Below are 20511 nucleotides of genomic sequence, written 5' to 3' on the forward strand. Positions count from 1 at the left end.
GTGGAGTCCCCCGCGGCCGCCCGTGAACAGCCGCCGTTCTTCGACGCCCAGATCCAGGACGCCGGCCAACGCGGTGCCGCGGCACCGGCGCCAGCGCCCAACCAGGCGCCGGTGCCGGTGATCACCCCGGCCGGCGGCGCCGAAGACGCAGGGCCGATCCCGCTCAACCTCTCCGGCACCGACGCCGAGGACGGCACGGCGCCGATCGTCACCGTGACCAACTTGCCGCCGGCGTCCCAGGGTCAGTTGTTCCTCGCCGATGGCACGACCCCGGTCGTCGCCGGCAGCCCGCTGACCGCCGCGCAGGCCGGCGCGCTGGTGTTCGTTCCCGCGCCGGACTTCAACGGCACCGTCAACGTCGGTTTCACGGTCACCGATTCGGTGGGCGTGACCACCGGCCCGGTGATCGCCAGCATCGTCGTCACGCCCGTCAACGATGCACCGATCGCCCGTGACGACGCGGCCTCGACGCCGATCAACACCGCTGTTGACGTGGCGGTGCTGGGCAACGATAGCGACCCCGACGGCGACATGCTCACGGTGTCGAACGCCAGCCTGGCGGACCCGACGCAGGGCGTCGTGACCCTCAACCCGGACGGCAGCCTGCGCTTCACGCCGGCAACCAACTTCACCGGCACGGCCACGATCAGCTACACCGTCACCGATCCCAGCGGATCCACCGCGATCGCGACCGTGTCGGTGGCCGTCGGCGGCAACACGCCGCCCGACAGCACCGATCACCGCATTGCCGGCACCGAGGACCAGCCAGTGGTGCTGGCGCCGGGGGACTTCGCCTTCATCGATGCCGACGCCGGCCAGAGCCTTGTCGCCGTGCGTATCGACAGCTTGCCGCAGGCCGGCCAACTGCTGCTGAACGGACAGCCGCTCGCCAGCGGCAGCGTGGTCGCCATCGCCGACATCGCCGCCGGCCGCCTGGTCTTCGTGCCCGGCGCCAACGGCAACGGCATCGGCTACGCCGGGTTCGACTTCAGCGTCCAGGACAGTGCCGGCAGTTTCGACACAGCGCCCAACCGGATCAGCTTCGACCTCGCGCCGGTCAACGACGCGCCGGTGGCCGCCCCCGCGGCAGTCAGCGGCACGGAAGACACGCCGATCCCACTGAGCCTCGTCGGCACCGACGCGGAGGACGGTGCCGCCCCGATCGTCACCGTCACGGCATTGCCGCCGGTCTCGCAGGGCGTGCTGTATCTGGCCGACGGCGCGACGCCGGTCGTCGCCGGCACGCCGCTGACCGCGGCCCAGGCGGCCTCGCTGGTCTTCGTGCCGGCGGCCGACTTCAACGGCACGGTGGACTTCCCGTTCACGGTCACCGATTCCGAAGGTCTCGTCTCGGCACCCGCGACCGCGGTCATCACCGTGGGTGCCGTCAACGACGCGCCCGTCGCGCTGCCCGCAACGAGCAGCGGGCTCGAGGATGCCGCGGCCATCCCGGTCGCGCTCGGCGGCACCGACACCGAGGACGGCGTGGCGCCGATCGTCACCGTCACGGCATTGCCGCCGGTCTCGCAGGGCGTGCTGTATCTGGCCGACGGCACGACGCCCGTCGTCGCCGGCACGCCGCTGACCACGGCCCAGGCCGCCTCGCTGGTCTTCGTGCCTGCAGCGAACTTCAACGGCACGGTGAACGTGCCTTTCACGGTCACTGATTCCGAGGGGCTCACCTCGACGACCGCGTCCGCGGTCATCACCGTAACCGCCATCAACGATGTGCCGATCGCCACTCCCGCTGCGGTGAACGGCACGGAAGACACGCCGATCGCGTTGAGCCTCGTCGGTACCGACACCGAGGACGGCACCGCGCCGATCGTGACCGTCACGGAGCTTCCGCCGGTCTCACAGGGCGTGCTCTACCTGGCCGACGGCACGACCCCGGTCGTCGCCGGCTCGCCGCTGACCGCGGCCCAGGCGGCCGCGCTGGTCTTCGTGCCGGCGGCTGACTTCAACGGCACGGTGAACCTGCCGTTCACCGTCACCGATTCCGAGGGAGCCGTGTCGGCGCCGGCGGCGGCGGTGATCACCATCGCACCGGTCAACGATGCGCCGACGCAGGTGCTGCCCGCCGCACAGTCCACGCCCGAGGACACCGCCCATCTGTTCTCCGGTGCGACCGGCAACGCCATCAGCGTGGCCGATGTCGATGGCGGACTGCTCACGACCATGATTGCGGTCGATCATGGCAGCTTGACCGTCTCGCTCGCCGGTGGCGCGATCGTCACCGGCAACGGCAGTGGCGTGCTGACGCTGTCGGGCACGGCCGCCGAGATCAATGCGGCGCTCGATGGGCTGAGCTACCAGCCCGCTGCGAACTACAGCGGTCAGGACAGCTTGACGGTCAGCACCAGCGACGGCGAAGCCGCTCCGACCGTCTCGTCCATCGGCATCGCCGTGGTACCGGTGGCCGATGCCCCGTTGATCGAAGTGGGCGCCGCTGGCGGCCCGTTGTTCGACCAGATTCCGGGCGCCGTCGAAGGGGCGACGTTCCGGCGCTATGACAACGTGGCGACCATCGATCCCGACTCCGCGCGGGATCCCGCCTCGCTCGCGGCCTCGCTGGCCGGTGTGACCCCCACGGCCACGACGGTGGAGTCCAGCTACACCGCAGCGACCATCGTCCAGGACCAGGCCTACCGCATGACCGGGCTGGTGTTCCTGGAGGCCGGCCACGTCTACACCTTCACCGGCGAACGCGACGACACCGCCTCCATGGTGCTCGGCGGCCAGACCGTCTTCCAGCAGGGTTTCAACGCCTGGGGCGCCTACCAGGCTGCGCCCTTCGCGCCCACGACGTCCGGCTACTACACCGTCGACTTCATCTTCTACAACGGCGATGGCCCCGGCAACGCCCTGCTGTCCGTCAGTACCGATGGCGCGGCACCGGTCAGCTTCGACGCCAGCAACTTCACGCTGGTGCCCAGCATCGAAGCCCTCGACGCCGTGAATGCGCCGCACGGCGCCCTCGTCGGCAGCAACGGCGCGGGCTACTACCCGCTGGCCGGTACCGGCCCGGAAGACGGCCCGATCGGTCTACCGCCGGTCGGCGTGGCGCTGACCGACACCGATGGCTCGGAACTCATCTCCGTCATCACCATCGGGCAGATCCCGGCCGGCGCCACGCTGTCGGACGGCACGCACAGCTTCACCGCGTCGGCTGGCAGCACGGTTGCGATCGTCACTGATTGGGCGCTCGATCGACTGGTTCTCACGCCGCCGCCCCAGTTCAGCGGCCAGATCGACCTCAGCGTGACCGCGACCAGCCGCGAGACCGCCAACGGCGACACCGCGTCCAGCAGCGCGACGATTCCGGTCACCGTGCTGCCCGTGAACGATGCCCCGGTGAACACAGTCCCGGCGACGGCGCAATCGGGCAGCGAGGACACCGCGCTGGTGTTCTCGGTGGCCAACGGCAACGTCCTGAGCGTCGCCGATGTCGACAGCGCCTCGCTCACCACGACCATCAGCGTCACCCAAGGCAGCTTTTTGCTGGGATCGACGGCAGGGCTCACGGTGATCGGGAACGGCAGTGGCACGGTCAGTCTCACGGGCTCGCCGGCGGCCATCAACGCCGCGCTCGAGGGTTCCACCTACACCGGCACGGCCGATTACAACGGGCCCGCCACGCTGACGCTCAGCAGCAGCGATGGGCAGGCGCCGGCGACCGTGTCGACGGTGTCACTCACGCTGGCACCGGTCGCCGACATCGCCAATGACACGGCGACTACCAACGAAGACACGCCGGTCACGATCACGGTGCTGGGCAACGACAGCTTCGAGAACCCTGCTCGCACCATCACCGCGGTCGACGGCATCGGCCTCGTCAGCGGGGGACCGGCCGTGGCGGTCACCCATGGCACCGTGGCGCTCAACGCCGCGGGCCAGTTGGTCTACACACCGCCCCCCCAGTACAGCGGATCGACGTCGTTCAGTTACACGGTCTCGGTCAATGGCATCACCGAGACGGCAACGGTCAATGTCACGGTCGCTGCGGTGAATGACGCTCCGGCCGGCGCCGACAAGACCATCGCCACCAGCGAGGACACGGCCTACGCGCTCACCGTTGCCGATTTCGGCTACAACGACCCGAACGACAGCCCGGCGAACGCCTTCGCGCAGGTGACGGTCTCGGCTCCGAACACGGGCAGCCTCGCGTTGAACGGCGTTGCCGTCACCACCTCGACAGTGGTTACCGTGGCCCAGTTGTCGGCCGGCCAACTCGTCTACACGCCGCCGGCCAACGCCAGCGGCAACGGCCTCGCGAGCTTCACCTTCCAGGTGCGGGATAACGGCGGCACCGCCAACGGCGGTGCCAACACAGACCCGACGGCCAACCGCATCACCTTCAACGTGTCCGCGGTCAACGACGCACCGGTCGCCGCGAACGATGCGCCGCTGAAAGCCGTGGTTGCCGGTTCGGCAACTGCCAACACCGTGAGCGGCAATGCCGTAACGGGCGACGCCGGGCCCACCGGCAATCAGGCCGACAGCGACATCGAGAACGACACGCTGCGCGTGACCGGCCTCGTGGCCGGCACCGGCACGCCGTCGGGCAGCACGCCGGGCTCGTTTGCCGCCACCGGTCGCTATGGCAGCCTGTCGATCGCCGCGGATGGCAGCTACACCTACACGCTGAACAACGCGGATCCCGACACGCTCGCGCTGCGCCAGGGCGATGCCGTCAGCGACGTCTTCACTTACCGCATCACCGACGGCAACGGCGGCTTCAGCACGGCGACGATCACGCTGCAGGTCGGTGGCCCCGGGCAGTTGACCGCGACGACCAGCGCCGTCGCGCCCGCTGGCATGGGCCTCAACGGCGAGTATTACGGCTACAACGACGACCGCACCGGATCGAACGGCGGTCCGGCCTTTGCCGGCTCGACGCGGCTGCACGCCGACGACGGCCGTGCCACTTCGGCCAACGGCGGGAGCGGCGGCGCGAACATCGAATCGATCGCCGACGCGACGATGGTCATCAACGGCCGCAATATCGCCGCGGGCGGCGCTGCGGTGGTCGGTACCGGCACGTCGGCACGCACGGCCGCGATCGATGCCCGCTGGATCGCCACCGATCTGGACTATGGTTTCGCACCCGCGGTCGACGGCAGCCTCGGCAGCAACCCGGCAGTCACGGCCGGCAACACGCCGACCAGCGGCGCACTGCGCGACTTCGTCGGCAACGACGCTGCGACGCTGCGTGCCGCCAGCGGCCTGGGCCGCACGACGGACGCCATTGTTCGCAATGTCGGCCATGTCTATCTGCAGGGCGGCAGCTACGATCTGCGCGTGACCGGCGATGACGGCTTCGTCGTCAACATCAACGGCCAGGCGGTGGCGCAGTACGACGGCATCCAGTCGCCCACGACGCGCGAGTTCATCGGTGTCAGCTTCGCAGAAGGCATGAACCAGATCGAACTCCTGTACTGGGAACAAGGGGGGAATGCGCGACTGCGCTTCGAGGTCAAGCCCTCGGGCAGCAGCGCCTCGGAGTACGCCAACCTGTTCTCGCTCGACAACTACGCCCTCTTCCAGGCCGGCTTGCAGCCGACGCTGACCGCATCGCAGGACATCGTCGAGAGCTCGACCAATCGCGAATACCTGGTGCGGACGGGCGGCAGCTTCAACGGCAATGGCAGCGATGAAACGGTGCGTGGCAGCGAGGCGCGTGACGTCATCAACGGCGGCGGTGGCGACGACACGCTCTACGGTGGCGGCGGCGCCGACACGATGGCCGGTGGCGCCGGCAACGACCAGCTGCTCGGCGAGGCCGGTGCCGATGTGCTGAACGGCAATGCCGGAAATGATCGACTCGACGGGGGTCTCGGTGCCGACCGGCTCGACGGTGGAGCCGGCAACGACGTGCTGATCGGCGGCAAGGGCTGGGATGTGCTGACCGGCGGCGCCGGATCCGATGTCTTCAAGTGGAACTTCGGTGACGGCGGTGTGGCCGCGGGTCGGGCCGAGAACCCCAATGCGGGCACCACGGCCCAGTTCAACGGTACGGCGTCGAACGGCTCGCGCGCCCAGGACGTCATCACGGACTTCAACACCGCGCCTGTCGCCTCGGGGGGCGACGTGCTCGACCTGCGCGAGCTGCTGGTCGGTGACCTGCATGGTGCGGGCAATGCGCCGGGCAACCTTCAGAACTACCTGGACTTCAACGTCAGCGGCGGCAACACCGAGATCCGCATCAGCACCTCCGGCCAATTCGCCAGCGGCACCTACAACAGCGCCGTCGAGGACCAGCGCATCGTGCTGCAGGGGGTCGACATCCGGAGCTCGCTCGGCCTGGCCGGGACCGCCACCGACAACCAGATCATCCAGGAGCTTCTGACGCGCGGAAAGCTGATCACCGACGGGCCCTGATCAGGGCCAAGCAGCCCGACGTGCTGCTCCCGCGGCATGTTGTGTGCCGCAGGTCGGCCCTCAGCGCAGTGGCTGCGCGCTCGCCCAGGGACCGGTGATGCCGTCCAGCCCGCAAGCCCACAGCGAACGCGCGTCGGCCGCGTCAACCACGCCCTCGGCCAGCACCCGAATCTCCAGGCCGTGCAACGTCCAGACCAGGCCCCGTACGAAGTCCGCACGCGCACCATCCAAGGCAACGCCGCTCACCAGGGCGCCATCGAGCTTCACGTAGTCGAGTCCGGCTTCGTACAGCCGCTCGATGCGTGCAAGGCGTTCGCCCGCGTGTTCCAGCCCGAGCTGCACGCCGAGCGGGCGCAGTTGCTGTCCCAGATCGCGCAGTACCGGTAGCTGCTCGATGGCCGCACGTTCGCCCACCTCCAGCCACAGCGCCCGAGCCGCTTGGCCGTGGGCGGCGATCAGGCTGCGTAAGCCCACCAGAAAGCCACTGTCCCCGAGGGAATCGGTGGCGAGGTTCACCCCTCGAGGCTGCTCGTCGAGCGCGATCTGCTCCAGCGCCAGACGCACTGCCAAGAGGTCGGTTCGGGCACTGAACTGGCTGCGCAGCGCCCAGGGCAGCCAACGCGCGGCAGGCTCGAAGGTTCCGCCTCGTGCAGCCGCAGCCGCAGGGGCTCTCCAGATGCAGCAGTCGACCATCGCGCCCGATGACCGGGTAGCTGCCGAGTCGGGCATCGCCGCGCTCGAGCGCGTGCCAGAGCAACTGGCGCCAACCGCTTTCGCCGATGGCCGACTCGGGGCTCGCGGCAGGCGCATCGTCGACCGCCAGGCCATAACCATCCTGTGTCTCGGCCCGCACCAGAGCTGCGTCGGCGGCCAGCATCAGCGCGGCGACGCTCGCCCCGGAACGCCACGGCACGGCGCCGATGGCCACACGAACATCGGCCCAAGGTTTCAAGGCCGTTCTGAGGGTCGTCTGCAGCGCCTCAGCGACGCGGGCGGCATCGGCATCGGCTGCCTGCACCGCGAAGTCCGCGCCATTGAGGCGCCCCGCCATCAGGGGAACGCCCCCTGCAGCAGCGGTGCGCAGGCTCAGGGCGAGCGTCTGCAGCAGGGCATCAGTGGCGGCATGGCCGGCATCGCGGTTGCGGCCGGCAAGATCGTGCACTCGCAACAGCAGCAAGGCTCCCGCGCGGGGCGTGTCCTCGCGGGCCAGCATCGAACCCAGCTGTGCCAGAAAGTGGCCGCGGTTGGACAGGCCGGTGAGCGGATCGGTCTGCGCCTGCTGGCGCAATGCTTCCAGCTGAGCGCCCTGCTCGCACAGCATGGCCTGCAGCCGCTGCACCATGGCATTCATCGCACGGCTGAGCTGGCTCAGCTCGGGAACGCGCGGCTCGGGCACGGTCACGAAGCGCCGTTCGACGATGGCGCGCGCCTGGTCGACCGTTGCCTGCAGCGGCGCGCGGATCCGCCGGAGCACCAGCGAACCGAGCGCACCTGCCAGCAGCCCGATCAGGACCAGCCAGCCGGCCGACCGCAGGCTGCTCTGCCAAAGATCGTCGAGCGCAAAACTCGACGCGCTCACCACCTCGAGGGTGCCCAGCGACCGCCAGCCGTCGGAGACCTGCGCGACACCGGGAAGCGACTCGATCGGCACCAGCCCCCTGAACCAGGTCGGCACCTCTGTCGGCTCGGCTGCGCCAAGGCGTTCAACGAGCATCTGCCCTTCCGGTCCCCTCAGGCTGATGCGCTCATAGAAGCCGGTGTCGAATTGTGCGCTGATGGCGAGTTCGGCCAGCGCGAGATCGCCGTTCTGCTGCGACAGCGTGAGTGCCAGCGCCTGGGCGTTGTCGCTGTTCTTCAGGCGCAGCTGCGTTTCTAGGTAACCGCGTGCCGAACCCACGGTGACCAGCGCGCTGCCCAGCACGCCGACCATGACGGTCGCAAGCAGCAGCAACCAGAGTTGTCGGATCAGCGACATTGCCCGCCCCTCGATGTGCACAGTGCCATGTTCATACGAAACCTTCCGCTCGGGCCTTGCCGAGCACCTCTCGCCAGCGCGACAGCCTCGCCGTCGGATCGCCGGCCTTCTGCGCACCGGTGCCCTGCCACAGTCCCTCGGCGTTGAAGCTGAACACCGGACTCAGGTCGCGCCGCAACGAGGCGGGCCGGATCTCTGCGATCAGGTTGTCGAGGATCAGGGGTTCGGCAGCGGGCTGGGCGTAGTAGGCCAACACCATGTGGGCCCGCACATGGCCGCCCAGATCGGCACGCACATAAACCATTCTCAGCTTGGCAGGCGGCAACCCCGCGGCGATCAGCGAAAAGTACTTGGCGATCGCGAAATCCTCGCAGTCGCCGGCCCCGCGCGCCAGCAGCTCCAGCGGACTGGCCCACTGGTCCACCTGACCCACGGTGTCGATGTCCTCGGCGAACACGATGTGCTCGTTGAACAGCCGGTTGAATGCCTGGAGACGAGCCTCCTCCGACATCGACTGCGAAGCCACGATCGTCGATTGCAACAGGCGGACGCCCCGCTCCGCCTCAGGCCCCTGACGCTGTGCAGCGGCGAGCATCCGGTCGCGATCCCAGGCCCGCGGCAGCACCCCAGGCACGAGCAGCGCCAGCACCAGCAGCCACAGCGTCAGCGCCCACGACCGTGAACAGACGACGCGGGGAAGCGCGGGGATTCGTGGAGCAGGAAGGGACGCGATCGCGCTCGGAGCCATCGGGGTGTCTTCGGCCTTTTGCCGATGGACTTGAACCGCCTGTATCCGATCGTGCGCCCACGTCCCTGTCCACGAGGCCATGCGAGGCGCGGTGTTGCGAAATTCACGACGTTCGCCAGCATCTTGCGTCATCCGGTCGGCGGCCCCGTGGATCAGGGAACGAGGGCTCCGGGGGTGCATGAGAAACTCGGGATCCACTCAATACTGCTTCATGAAGCGCGAGTGCTCGCCTCGTTTCCAAACACTGGATCTTCTGCAATGACTGTTTCGCGCGCCCTGACTTTCTCCTTGCTGATCGCCACCTCGACCGCAGCTCTCTCCCAGACCGACGACCCGCTCAAGGCCGCTGCACAGAAAGCCATCCAGACCAATCCAGAAGTCACGGCCCGTTTCAACGCCTTTCGCGCCGCCAGCAACGAGGTCGATGTCGCACGCGGCGCCTACTATCCCCGGGTGGACCTGAACGCCGACGTCGGTCGCTCGCGCGACAGCATCGATACGCGGAGCCCGAAAGACCAGAGCCTGTCGCGCACCGGCGTCGGAGTCAGCCTGACGCAGCTGCTGTGGGACGGCCAGTTGACCCAGTCTGAAGTCAGCCGCTTCGGCCACGCCCGCAGCAGCCGCTATTTCGAGTTCATCGAGGCCACCGAGCAGACTGCCCTGGAAGCCAGCCGTGCCTACTACGACGTGCTGCGTTTCCGCAGGCTCGTGCTGCTGGCAGAAGACAACTACGTGCAGCACAAGGTCTCGCACGACCAGATCCAGAACCGCTTCAAGGCCGGGGTCGGGCGCGGCGTCGATGTCGAGCAAGCGGCAGCGCGGCTGGCCCTGGCCGAAACGAACCTGTCCACCGAGACCGCCAACCTCCACGACGTGGTGGCGCGCTACCAGCGCGTGGTCGGTGAAGCGCCGCCTGCGCAGCTGACACTGGGCGCCGGACTGACCCAGGGCATGCCGGCCAGCGCCAGCGAGGTGCAGACCCAGGCCACGCTGCGCAACGCGGGCATCTCGGCGGCCGTGGAAAACCTGCGGGCCCTGCGATCGCAATCCGAGGGGCAGCGCAGCGCCTTCCAGCCGCGCGTCGAGGCACGCGCCCGCGGCAGCGAGGGACACAATCTCAATGGCTTGCAGGACCAGCGACGCGAGGCTGCTGCGGAGGTGGTGCTGAGCTGGAATCTCTTCAATGGCGGCTCCGATCAGGCGCGCGTGCGCCAGTTCGCCGATCTCGTCACCCAGGCGGCCGACCTGCGCGACCGTACCTGCCGCGACGCTCGCCAGACCGCCTCGATCGCGTTCAACGACACGCTCAAGCTCGTCGAGCAGCTGCGTTATCTCGAGCGCAACGTCGTCGCGATCGAGCGGGCGCGCGATGCTTACCGCCAGCAGTTCGAGATCGGCCAGCGCAGCCTGCTCGACCTGCTGAATGCGGAGAACGAGGTCTACACCGCGCGGCGCGCCTATGCCAACGCGGAGCACGAACTGCGCATTGCCTACGTGCGCACGCACGCGGCGACCAACACCCTGACCGCCGCGCTCGGCCTGTCGCGGATCGACACCGGCGCCCTGCCGGACGACAACTGGAACGCCGGCGACGATGCCGCGGCACGCTGCCCGATCACGGCCGCTCCGCTGGCGACCACGTCCCGCGAGGAGCTCGACGCGCGCGCGAAGGCGCTGTCCGAGGCACGCCCCGGCGTCACGCCGACCCCGGCCACCAAGGCCCAGGTGGCACGCTGAGCGCAGCCCTCCCGACATGGTGAGGGATCGAAGCCAGCGCCGCCGGTCGCGCGGCGCGCTTCATGGCCTGGAGAGCACAGTCTCTGGGCTATACTGCGCGGCTTGTCGGGGCGTAGCGCAGCCTGGTAGCGCACTTGCATGGGGTGCAAGGGGTCGCGAGTTCGAATCCCGCCGTCCCGACCAAAGAAAAGACGAGGCCTAGCCGGTGATCACCACGGGCTAGGCCTTTTGTCTTTGCCCATGTGTCGCGGGTTCGAACCCGGGTGTCGCGTCGCGCACATCGAGCGATGGCGCTAGGGCAGCAGCAGTTGCCGGATCGACACGAGTTCGTCGCGCATCGTCGCCAGCGTCGGTGGAACGGCGTTGACTCGAACGCGCGCCACGGCGGCGGTCGGAGCAACTGCCGCTGCCTCCATGGCCTCAGCCTCCGGCAGTATTTCGTCGGCCGACGGCAGGCCTCCATCGTCCTGCGTCGGCACCTGGGCCGCCTCGGCCGCGAGGGCGGCACGCACACCCGCCTCAGAAAGACGGTTGCGCGCACCGCTGATGGTGAAACCCTGCTCGTACAGCAGTTCCCGGATCCGCCGGATCAGCAGGACCTCGTGGTGCTGGTAATAACGACGGTTGCCACGCCGCTTCATGGGCTTGAGTTGCGAGAACTCCTGCTCCCAATACCGCAGCACATAGGGCTTGACGCCGCACAGCTCGCTGACTTCACCGATCGTGAAATACCGCTTGGCGGGGATCGGCGGCAGCGATTTTCCATTGGAAATCAAAGGCCTGTGGCGTATGACCTCAGACTTTACTCGAACTCCTCCGCGCTCGGTATGTCACCTTGCACGACGCCCTTGAGTTTGTGGCTTGCGTGGAACGTCACCACATTGCGCGCCTTGATCGGGATCGCCTCCCCGGTGCGCGGGTTGCGCCCGGGCCGGGGGGCCTTGCGCCGGATCTGGAAGTTGCCGAAGCCGGAAAGCTTGACGTCCTGCCCCTCGACCAGTTGGCCGTGGATCAATTCGAAGAAGGCCTCGACCATGTCCTTGGATTCACGCTTGTTCAGGCCCAGGCGCTCGAACAGCAGTTCGGCGAGTTCGGCCTTAGTCAGCGTCGGTGTCTCGAGGGTCGGGAGCAGCACTCGGTCCATGGTCGGATTCTTCCGTATCGGCGCCGGTCAGGCCCGCAGGCGGGCGCCCAGTTGCGCAGAAAGTGTGTCCAGCACGGAGCGGACTGCGGCGTCGATGCGCTCGTCGGTCAGCGTGCCATGCTCGTCCAACAGTTCAAGCCGTATGGCCAGGCTGCGCTCACCGGCAGCCACCTCGGCACTAGGGTTCTTGGGGCGGTAGACATCGAACAGGCGTGCGCTGCGCACGACGCCGCTGCTGGGTGCTACGGAGATCGATTGCATCAGTGCATCGTGAGCTACGTGATCGCCGACGATCAGGGCGATGTCCCGAACCGCCGCCTGCTGCTTCGGGATGGCTGTATAGATGGGCACACCGCCCTCCGACAGCGCCTGCGCATCGAGTTCGAACACGACCGGCGCTTGCGGCAACTCGTAGGCCTGGCGCCAGCGCGGGTGCAACTCGCCGATCCAGCCGACGGTCCGGCCGTCGCACTCGATGCGGGCGCTGCGCCCCGGATGCAGGGCCGGGTGCTCCGCCGCGACGAAGCGCGGTCGGCGTGGCACCAGCAGCGCTTCCACATCGCCCTTCACGTCGAAGAAGTCGACGCCACGTTCGGTGGTGCCCCATTGCGGTTCATCGCAGCCCCCATAGGCCAGGCCTCCCAGTCTCAGCGGCTGGTCGACGCCGGCGACACCCGAATCGCTGTCGATGGCGGCGGGATCGCGCAGGAATACGCGGCCGATCTCGAACACGCGCACCCGCGCCGCCTTGCGCGCGAGGTTGAAACGCAACACGTTGATCAGGCTGCCGATCAAGCTGGATCGCATCACGGCCAGCGGCGCAGCGATCGGATTGAGCAGCCGGATCGGGGCCTCGTTGCCGGCGAAGTCGCGCTCCCAGCGTGCCTCGACGAAGCTGAAATTCACGGTTTCCTGGTAATCCAGGCCGGCCATCGCGTGCCGTAGCGTGTGCAACCCGCGGCGCGATTCCGACATCACGCGGGGCGTCACGGGGGCCAGCGGCGGTGTGTCGGGCAGCATCGAGTAGCCGAGGACACGGATGACCTCCTCGATCAGGTCTTCCTCGATCTGCAGATCGAAACGCCAGCTCGGCGGCGTGACGATGATGCGTCCATCCTCCTCGCGACACGCCAGACCCAGCCGCTGGAAGACGCCGACGCACTGGGACTGCGAGACCGGCATGCCGATCACGCGGCAGGCACGATCGACGCGCATCGCGACCGGCGTGCGCTCGGGCAGCGCGAGGATCTGGTCGTCCATCGGACCGGCTTCGCCACCGCAGACGTCGAGGATCAGCTGCGTGATGCGCTCGATGTGCTCGACCGTCTGCCCCGGATCGACGCCGCGCTCGAAGCGGTGCCCGGCGTCGGTGCTGAAGTTGTAGCGGCGCGAGCGTCCTGCGATCGACTGCGGCCACCAGAATGCGGCCTCGACGTACACGTTGCGGGTGTCGTCGGTCACCGCGGTGGCCTGGCCGCCCATGATCCCGGCCAGCGATTCGACTTGCCGATCGTCGGCGATCACCCCCACCGCTGCGTCGACCTCGATGGTGCTGCCGTTCAGCAGTTCCAAGGACTCACCGGACCGACCCCAGCGCACTTCGAGCCCCCCATGGATCTTGTCGAGATCGAAGATGTGCGAAGGACGGCCGAACTCGAACATCACGTAGTTCGAGATATCGACCAGTGCACTCACAGAGCGCTGGCCGCAGCGTGCGAGGCGCTCCACCATCCAGGGCGGTGTCGCCGCCCGCGGGTTCACGCCGTGGACGATGCGCCCCGAGAAGCGGCCGCACAATTCGGGCGCTGCGACGCGAACCGGCAGCTTTGCGCCGTGCGTCGGCAGCACCGGCGCAAAGGCCGGTTGCTTGAGCGGCACGCCCGTCAGCGCCGACACCTCGCGTGCGATGCCGTAGACGCTCAGGCAATGGGCCAGGTTGGGCGTGAGCTTCAACGTGAATAGCGTGTCGTCGAGCTGGAGGTGGCTGCGGATGCTCGTACCGACCGGGGCATCGTCGGCCAGGATCAACAGGCCGCCATGGTCTTCCGACAGCTTGAGCTCGCGCGCCGAGCACAGCATGCCCTGGCTCTCTACGCCGCGAAGCTTGCCGAGCTTGATCTGGAACGGAGCACCGCCCGCCTCAGCCGGAGGCAGTTCCGCGCCCACCAGCGCGCAGGGAACCTTGATCCCGGCTCGCACGTTCGGCGCACCGCAGACGATCGACAGTGGCGTACCGGCGCCCACATCGACCCGGCAGATATGAAGCCGGTCGGCGTTGGGGTGCTTCTCGATAGCGAGCACCTCAGCCACCACCACCTTGTCAAACGGCGGCGCCACAGGGCGCAGTTCCTCGACCTCGAGGCCGGCCATGGTCAACGTCTCGGCCAGCGCGGGGGTCGACAGCGGCGGATTGCAGAACTCGCGCAACCAGGATTCAGGAAATTGCATGACGCCTGTGTCGTTGGGGAAGTCGGATCACTTGAACTGCGACAGGAAGCGCAGGTCACCGTCGAAGAACAGCCGCAGGTCGCTGACGCCATAGCGCAGCATCGCCAGCCGGTCGATGCCCGAGCCGAAGGCGAAGCCGATGTAGCGTTCTGGGTCCAGGCCCATGTTGCGGATCACCTGCGGGTGCACCTGTCCGGACCCCGACACCTCGAGCCAGCGGCCCTTCAGCGGACCGCTGCCGAACATCATGTCGATCTCGGCGCTCGGTTCGGTGAACGGAAAGTAACTGGGCCGGAAGCGGATCTGCAGGTCGCTGGTCTCGAAGAAGGCCCGGATGAAGCTCACGTAGACCGACTTCAGGTCCTTGAAGCTGATGTTCTGCCCCACCCACAGCCCCTCGACCTGGTGGAACATCGGCGAGTGCGTCGCATCGCTGTCGACGCGGTAGGTGCGCCCCGGAGCGATGACGCGGATCTCCGGCATCGGCAGCCCGGCATCGAGCGCGGCGCGGTGCGCTTTCACGTGCCGTACCGCGTGGCGGATCTGCATCGGGCTGGTGTGGGTGCGGAGCACCTGGCCGCCCTCGACATAGAAGGTGTCGTGCATCGAGCGCGCCGGATGGTCGGCTGGCGTGTTCAGTGCAGTGAAATTGAACCAGTCGGTTTCGATCTCCGGGCCGTCGGCCACCTCGAAGCCCATCGAGCCGAAGATCGCCTCGATGCGCTCCATCGCGCGAGTGATCGGATGCAGGCCGCCGCTGCCGCGGCGCCGGCCCGGCAGAGTCACATCGAGCGACTCGGCGCGCAGCTGCTGCGCCAGTTCGGCATCGGCCATGGCCTGGCGGCGCGCCGTCAACGCCGCTTCGACCTGCTGCTTGGCCGCGTTGATCTCGGCGCCGCGCGCCTTCTTCTCGTCGACCGGCAGGCTCGCCAGCTGCTTCATTCGCGCCGTGAGTTCACCGCTCTTGCCGAGGAACGCAGCCTTCGCATCCTCGAGCTCGGCCGGGGTACGGGCCTTCTCGAAGGCCTGAGCCGCCTGTTGCACCAGTTGACTGAAGGCTTCCATCAGATCTCTGTCTTGCGGATGAAGAGGTGACGCTGAAAAAGCGAGGGGCCGACGCTTGCGCCTCGGCCCCTGCAGTGCACATCGGGCCTGCAAGGCCCGACGTCGATCAGGCGAGCTGGGCCTTCACCTTCTCGACGATGCTGCCGAAAGCGGCCGGATCGTTGACGGCCAGTTCCGCGAGCATCTTGCGATCGATGTCGATCGCGGCCTTCTTGATGCCGGCGATGAAGCGGCTGTAGGTGATGCCGTGGCTGCGCGAAGCCGCGTTGATGCGGGCGATCCATAGGCGACGGAAGACGCGCTTGCGGTTGCGGCGGTCACGATAGGCGTATTGGCCCGCCTTCATCACCGCCTGTTTGGCGATGCGATAGACGTTCTTGCGACGGCCGCGGAAGCCCTTGGCGAGCTCCAGGACCTTCTTGTGACGAGCGCGTGCGGTGACACCACGTTTGACGCGAGGCATGTTTCTACTCCTTCAAGAATTGATCTGAGACCTGGACGTCGCGACTCAAAGGCCTGCGAACGGCAGCATCTGGGCCATATGGCCCATGTTGGTCTCGTGCACCGTCGCCGTACCCCGCAGGTGGCGCTTGTTCTTGGTGCTCTTCTTGGTGAGGATGTGGCGCTTGAACGCCTGACCTCGCTTGACGGTGCCGCCCGGGCGGACACGGAAACGCTTGGCAGCGCTCTTCTTAGTCTTCATCTTGGGCATGACTGCTCCTTCTAGTTTGTTCCCGCAGGCGCCGCGAACCACTCGCGGACTTGGGGCCTGTCGGTCACTTGTGCCTTCGTTGCGGCGACCAGACCGCAACGACGGTGAACTCACTTCTTTCGCTTCGGCCCGAGCACCATGATCATCTGGCGCCCTTCGAGCTTGGGCATGTTCTCCACCACCGAGACATCGGCGAGTTCGTCGCGGATGCGCTCGAGCAGCCGCATGCCGATGTCCTGGTGCGTGATCTCGCGGCCGCGGTACCGCAGGGTCACCTTTCCCTTGTCGCCTTCTTCGAGGAAGCGACGCAGGTTGCGCATCTTGATCGCGTAATCGCCTTCGTCGGTACCGGGCCGGAACTTCACTTCCTTGATGTCGATGACGTGCTGCTTGGCCTTGGCTTCCGCGGCCTTCTTCTGCTCCGCGTACTTGAACTTGCCGTAGTCCATCAGCCGGCAGACCGGAGGGTCTGCCGTGGCTGAGATCTCCACCAGATCGACGTCCGCCTCACCCGCCAGGCGCAAGGCCTCCTGGATGCTGACGATGCCAAGCGGCTCGTTCTCGGGCCCGTTCAGGCGCACTTCCGGCGCCATGATTTCCCGGTTCAGCCGGTGCTTGCGTTCGTCGTTACGGGTGCGACGGTCAAAGAAATTAGCGATGGTCAGAATCCTTTCGAGCCCTTTGCGTTCCTGCGCTCAGGCTCCACATCGAACACACACGCGCCTGGACAACCAAGGCGTGGGGCGGGAAACGAACTCCTCCCGCATCACACCTTGTGGGCGATGTCGCTAGCCATCCTCTGGGAAAAGGCATCTAGAGGCATCACGCCGAGGTCCTGGTTACCCCGGGCGCGCACCGCAACGGCCCCCGCAGCCTTTTCCTTGTCGCCAACGACAAGGATGTACGGAAGCTTTTGCATGGAATGCTCTCGGATTTTATACGTGATTTTCTCGTTGCGCAAATCGACGCCGGCTCTAACTCCTTGTTTTTGCAGCGTTTTCGCAATCTCTGCGGCGTAGTCGGCCTGCCCGTCGGTGATGTTGAGCACCATCACCTGCACCGGGGCGAGCCACGCCGGTAGCGCGCCGGCATGCTGTTCGATGAGGATGCCGATGAAGCGCTCGAGGCTGCCGACGATCGCCCGGTGCAGCATCACCGGGAACAAGCGCTCTCCGCTTTCGGCCACGTAGACCGCATCCAGGCGCTCCGGCAGCGAGAAGTCGACCTGCATCGTGCCGCACTGCCACTGGCGACCCAGGGCGTCCTTCAGCGTGTACTCGATCTTCGGGCCGTAGAACGCGCCATCACCCGGCGACACGACGAATTCGCAGCCCGACGCCCGCAGGCTCTCCATCAGCGCGTGCTCGGCCTTGTCCCAGACCGCATCGGAGCCGATCCGCTTCTCGGGCCGGGTGGCGACCTTGTAGATGATGTCGTTGAAGCCGAAGTCCTTGTAGACCTTCTGCAGCAAGGCTGTGTAGGCCACGCACTCCGGCAGGATGTGCTCCTCGGTGCAGAAGATGTGCCCGTCGTCCTGCGTGAAGCCGCGCACCCGCATGATGCCGTGCAGGCCGCCGGTGGGTTCGTTGCGGTGGCACTGCCCGAACTCGCCATAACGCAGCGGCAGGTCGCGATAGCTCTTGATGCCCTGCTTGTAGATGAGGATGTGGCCCGGGCAGTTCATCGGCTTGAGCGCGTAATCACGCTTCTCCGACTCCGTGACGAACATGTTCTCCCTGTACTTGTCCCAGTGTCCGGTCTTCTCCCACAGACCCTGGTCGAGGATCTGCGGCCCCTTGACCTCGAGGTAGCCGTTGTCGCGGTAGACCGCGCGCATGTACTGCTCGACCTGCTGCCAAACCGTCCAGCCCTTCGGGTGCCAGAACACGAGGCCCGGCGCGTGCTCGTCGAGGTGGAACAGGTCGAGTTCGCGGCCGAGCTTGCGGTGATCGCGCTTCTCGGCCTCCTCCAGCATGTGCAGATACTGCTGCAGTTCGTCCTTGCTGGCCCAGGCCGTGCCGTAGATGCGCTGCAGCATCTCGTTGCGGTGGTCGCCGCGCCAGTAGGCGCCGGCCACCTTCATCAGCTTGAAGTGCCTGAGCTTGCCCGTGCTCGGCACGTGCGGGCCGCGGCACAGGTCCTCGAACCGCCCTTCACGGTACAGCGACACATCCTGGCCGGCCGGAATGCCGGCGATGATCTCGGCCTTGTAGTCCTCGCCGATCGACTTGAAGTACGCCACGGCCTCGTCGCGCGGCAGCACGCGGCGCTCGACCTTCTCGTCCTTCTTCGCCAGTTCCGTCATCTTGGCCTCGATGGCCGCCAGATCCTCCGGCGTGAACGGGCGCTTGTACGAGAAGTCGTAGTAGAAGCCGTTCTCGATGACCGGTCCGATCGTCACCTGCGCTTCGGGGAACAGTTCCTTCACTGCGTACGCCAGCAGGTGGGCCGTCGAGTGGCGGATCAGGTCGAGGCCGTCGGCATCCTTGTCGGTGACGATGGCGAGCCGTGCATCGCCCTCGATGCGATGGCCCGTGTCGACCAGCTTGCCGTCGACACGGCCGCCCAGGGCCGCCTTCGCGAGCCCGGTGCCGATCGATGCCGCGACCTCGGCCACAGTGACCGGGCCGGGGAACTCGCGTTGCGAGCCGTCGGGAAGCGTGATCACGATCATGAAAGAGCCTCTGAAATGAAAAAAGCGCGGTGGAGACCGCGCTTCGAGACGAAAAGAACAGACGTGCTCAGACTGCGGTCGGACAACCCTGGTGCATGGTGGTCGACGTTCGCGGTGTCATAACCCGGCGTGCCTTTCTCGTCCTTGTTCGTGGATGCGAGCGCGCATTGTAGGCGCCGCCCGCTGGTCCCCGATCAGTGGAACTGCTCTTCCTCGGTCGAGCCGGTCAGCGCCTTGACGCTGGACGAGCCGCCCTGGATCACCGTGGTGACGTCGTCGAAGTAGCCGGCGCCGACTTCCTGCTGGTGCGACACGAAGGTGTAGCCCTGCTCGCGCGCCTTGAACTCGGGCTCCTGCACCATCTCGACGTAGTGCTTCATGCCCTCGCCCTTCGCATAGGCCTGGGCGAACTGGAAGGTGTTGTACCAGTTGATGTGGATGCCCGCGAGGGTGATGAACTGGTACTTGTAGCCCAGCTCCGAGAGCTTCTCCTGGAACACGGCGATCGTCTTGTCGTCCAGGTTCTTCTTCCAGTTGAACGACGGCGAGCAGTTGTAGCTCAGCAGCTTGCCCGGGTGCTTGGCATGCACGGCCTGCGCGAACTCACGGGCGAATCCCAGGTCCGGCGTGCCGGTCTCGCACCACACGAGGTCAGCGTAGGCGGCGTAGGCAACACCGCGGCTGATGGCCTGCTCCAGGCCGTTCTTCACGCGGTAGAAGCCTTCCTGGGTGCGTTCGCCGGTCAGGAATGGCTTGTCGTTGGCGTCGTGGTCGCTGGTGATCAGGTTGGCGGCCTCGGCATCGGTCCGGGCCAGCACGATGGTCGACACGCCCATCACGTCGGCGGCGAAGCGCGCGGCGATCAGCTTCTCGCAGGCTTCCTGGGTCGGCACCAGCACCTTGCCACCCATGTGGCCGCACTTCTTCACTGCGGCGAGCTGGTCCTCGAAGTGCACGCCGGCGGCGCCCGCGGCGATCATGTTCTTCATCAATTCGAAGGCGTTCAGCACGCCGCCGAAGCCGGCTTCCGCATCGGCCACGATCGGCAGGAAGTAATCGATGAAGTCCTTGTCGCCGGGGCCCGTGCCGCGCGACCACTGGATCTCGTCGGCGCGCTTGAAGGTATTGTTGATGCGGCGGACCATGGTCGGCACTGAGTCGTAGGCGTACAGCGACTGGTCGGGATACATGGTCTCGGAGGTGTTGCCGTCGGCGGCAACCTGCCAGCCTGACAGATACACGGCCTCGACGCCGGCCTTGGCCTGCTGCATCGCCTGACCGGCGGTGATCGCGCCGAAGGCATTGACGTAGCCCTTCTTCGACGCGCCGTTGCACTGTGCCCACAGCTTTTCGGCGCCGCGCTTGGCGATCGTGTACTCGGGCTGCAGGCTGCCGCGCAGGCGAACCACGTCGGCAGCGCTGTAGCCGCGCTTCAGGCCTTTCCAGCGCGGGTTCTCCGCCCAATCTTTCTCGAGGGCGGCGATCTGTTGTTCACGGGTCGGTTGGCTCATGTCGGGCTCCGGAAGTGGTGAATGAAGTGGTGGGGAAACGCTACCTCAGCGTAAGGCCAAACGCCGCGCCGAAGAAGACTTATATCTTATATAAGACTTCTATGTAAATCCAATAA

The 20511-nt window shown here is 67.0% G+C and carries 13 protein-coding genes, 1 tRNA gene and 1 pseudogene; 3 read left to right on the forward strand and 12 right to left on the reverse strand.

Translation table 11 applies throughout. The features are described 5' to 3' along the window. Positions 1-6381, forward strand: coding sequence for a tandem-95 repeat protein (locus Y694_RS01730; protein WP_036229333.1), 6381 nt, complete (start codon positions 1-3; stop codon positions 6379-6381). A gap of 60 nt (positions 6382-6441) precedes the next feature. Here the strand turns inward: Y694_RS01730 and Y694_RS22305 are convergent, their stop codons facing one another. From Y694_RS22305 to Y694_RS01740, 3 genes and pseudogenes are all read right to left on the reverse strand, one after another. Continuing rightward, complete coding sequence (locus Y694_RS22305; protein WP_081771179.1) at positions 6442-7215, reverse strand: EAL domain-containing protein; 774 nt, start codon at positions 7213-7215, stop codon at positions 6442-6444. 61 nt (positions 7216-7276) lie between these two features. Beyond that, positions 7277-8356 (reverse strand): annotated as a pseudogene (locus Y694_RS27000) (LapD/MoxY N-terminal periplasmic domain-containing protein); the annotation flags it as partial. Positions 8357-8387: 31 nt separating this feature from the next. Then, positions 8388-9005, reverse strand: coding sequence for a transglutaminase-like cysteine peptidase (locus Y694_RS01740; RefSeq protein ID WP_231497477.1), 618 nt, complete (start codon positions 9003-9005; stop codon positions 8388-8390). Positions 9006-9128: 123 nt separating this feature from the next. Between Y694_RS01740 and Y694_RS01745 the strand changes: the two genes are divergently transcribed. Beyond that, positions 9129-10841 carry a TolC family outer membrane protein gene (locus Y694_RS01745; protein WP_231497478.1) on the forward strand — a complete coding sequence of 571 codons (1713 nt, stop codon included), beginning with the start codon at positions 9129-9131 and terminating at the stop codon, positions 10839-10841. A 106-nt stretch (positions 10842-10947) separates the two neighbouring features. After that, positions 10948-11024 (forward strand) — tRNA-Pro (locus tag Y694_RS01750). Positions 11025-11134: 110 nt separating this feature from the next. Here Y694_RS01750 and Y694_RS01755 read toward each other — a convergent pair. The 9 genes from Y694_RS01755 to aceA all read right to left on the reverse strand — a co-directional run bounded on the left by Y694_RS01755 (position 11135) and on the right by aceA (position 20395). After that, a complete protein-coding gene (locus tag Y694_RS01755; protein ID WP_231497479.1) occupies positions 11135-11617 on the reverse strand; it encodes a MerR family transcriptional regulator in 483 nt (160 codons plus the stop codon). A gap of 26 nt (positions 11618-11643) precedes the next feature. Further along, positions 11644-11985: an integration host factor subunit alpha gene (locus Y694_RS01760; RefSeq protein ID WP_011829477.1), complete on the reverse strand. Its 342-nt coding sequence runs from the start codon at positions 11983-11985 to the stop codon at positions 11644-11646. A gap of 27 nt (positions 11986-12012) precedes the next feature. Continuing rightward, a complete protein-coding gene (pheT, locus tag Y694_RS01765; RefSeq protein WP_036229340.1) occupies positions 12013-14433 on the reverse strand; it encodes a phenylalanine--tRNA ligase subunit beta in 2421 nt (806 codons plus the stop codon). Positions 14434-14460: 27 nt separating this feature from the next. Continuing rightward, a complete protein-coding gene (gene pheS, locus Y694_RS01770) occupies positions 14461-15498 on the reverse strand; it encodes a phenylalanine--tRNA ligase subunit alpha (RefSeq protein ID WP_011829479.1) in 1038 nt (345 codons plus the stop codon). Between the two features lie 106 nt (positions 15499-15604). After that, positions 15605-15961 carry a 50S ribosomal protein L20 gene (gene rplT / locus Y694_RS01775; RefSeq protein WP_011829480.1) on the reverse strand — a complete coding sequence of 119 codons (357 nt, stop codon included), beginning with the start codon at positions 15959-15961 and terminating at the stop codon, positions 15605-15607. 45 nt (positions 15962-16006) lie between these two features. Continuing rightward, entirely contained in the window at positions 16007-16210 is a 204-nt protein-coding gene (rpmI, locus tag Y694_RS01780) for a 50S ribosomal protein L35 (protein WP_011829481.1), read from the reverse strand. Between the two features lie 110 nt (positions 16211-16320). Further along, the gene (gene infC, locus Y694_RS01785) at positions 16321-16878 is read right to left on the reverse strand and encodes a translation initiation factor IF-3 (RefSeq protein WP_081771180.1); all 558 of its coding nucleotides are present in this window, start codon (positions 16876-16878) and stop codon (positions 16321-16323) included. 98 nt (positions 16879-16976) lie between these two features. Continuing rightward, positions 16977-18884 carry a threonine--tRNA ligase gene (gene thrS, locus Y694_RS01790; RefSeq protein ID WP_011829483.1) on the reverse strand — a complete coding sequence of 636 codons (1908 nt, stop codon included), beginning with the start codon at positions 18882-18884 and terminating at the stop codon, positions 16977-16979. A 194-nt stretch (positions 18885-19078) separates the two neighbouring features. Then, complete coding sequence (gene aceA / locus Y694_RS01795; protein WP_011829484.1) at positions 19079-20395, reverse strand: isocitrate lyase; 1317 nt, start codon at positions 20393-20395, stop codon at positions 19079-19081. Positions 20396-20511 lie beyond the last annotated feature (116 nt).

This window comes from Methylibium sp. T29-B, assembly GCF_000576225.1.
Classification (GTDB): Bacteria; Pseudomonadota; Gammaproteobacteria; order Burkholderiales; family Burkholderiaceae_C; genus Methylibium; species Methylibium petroleiphilum.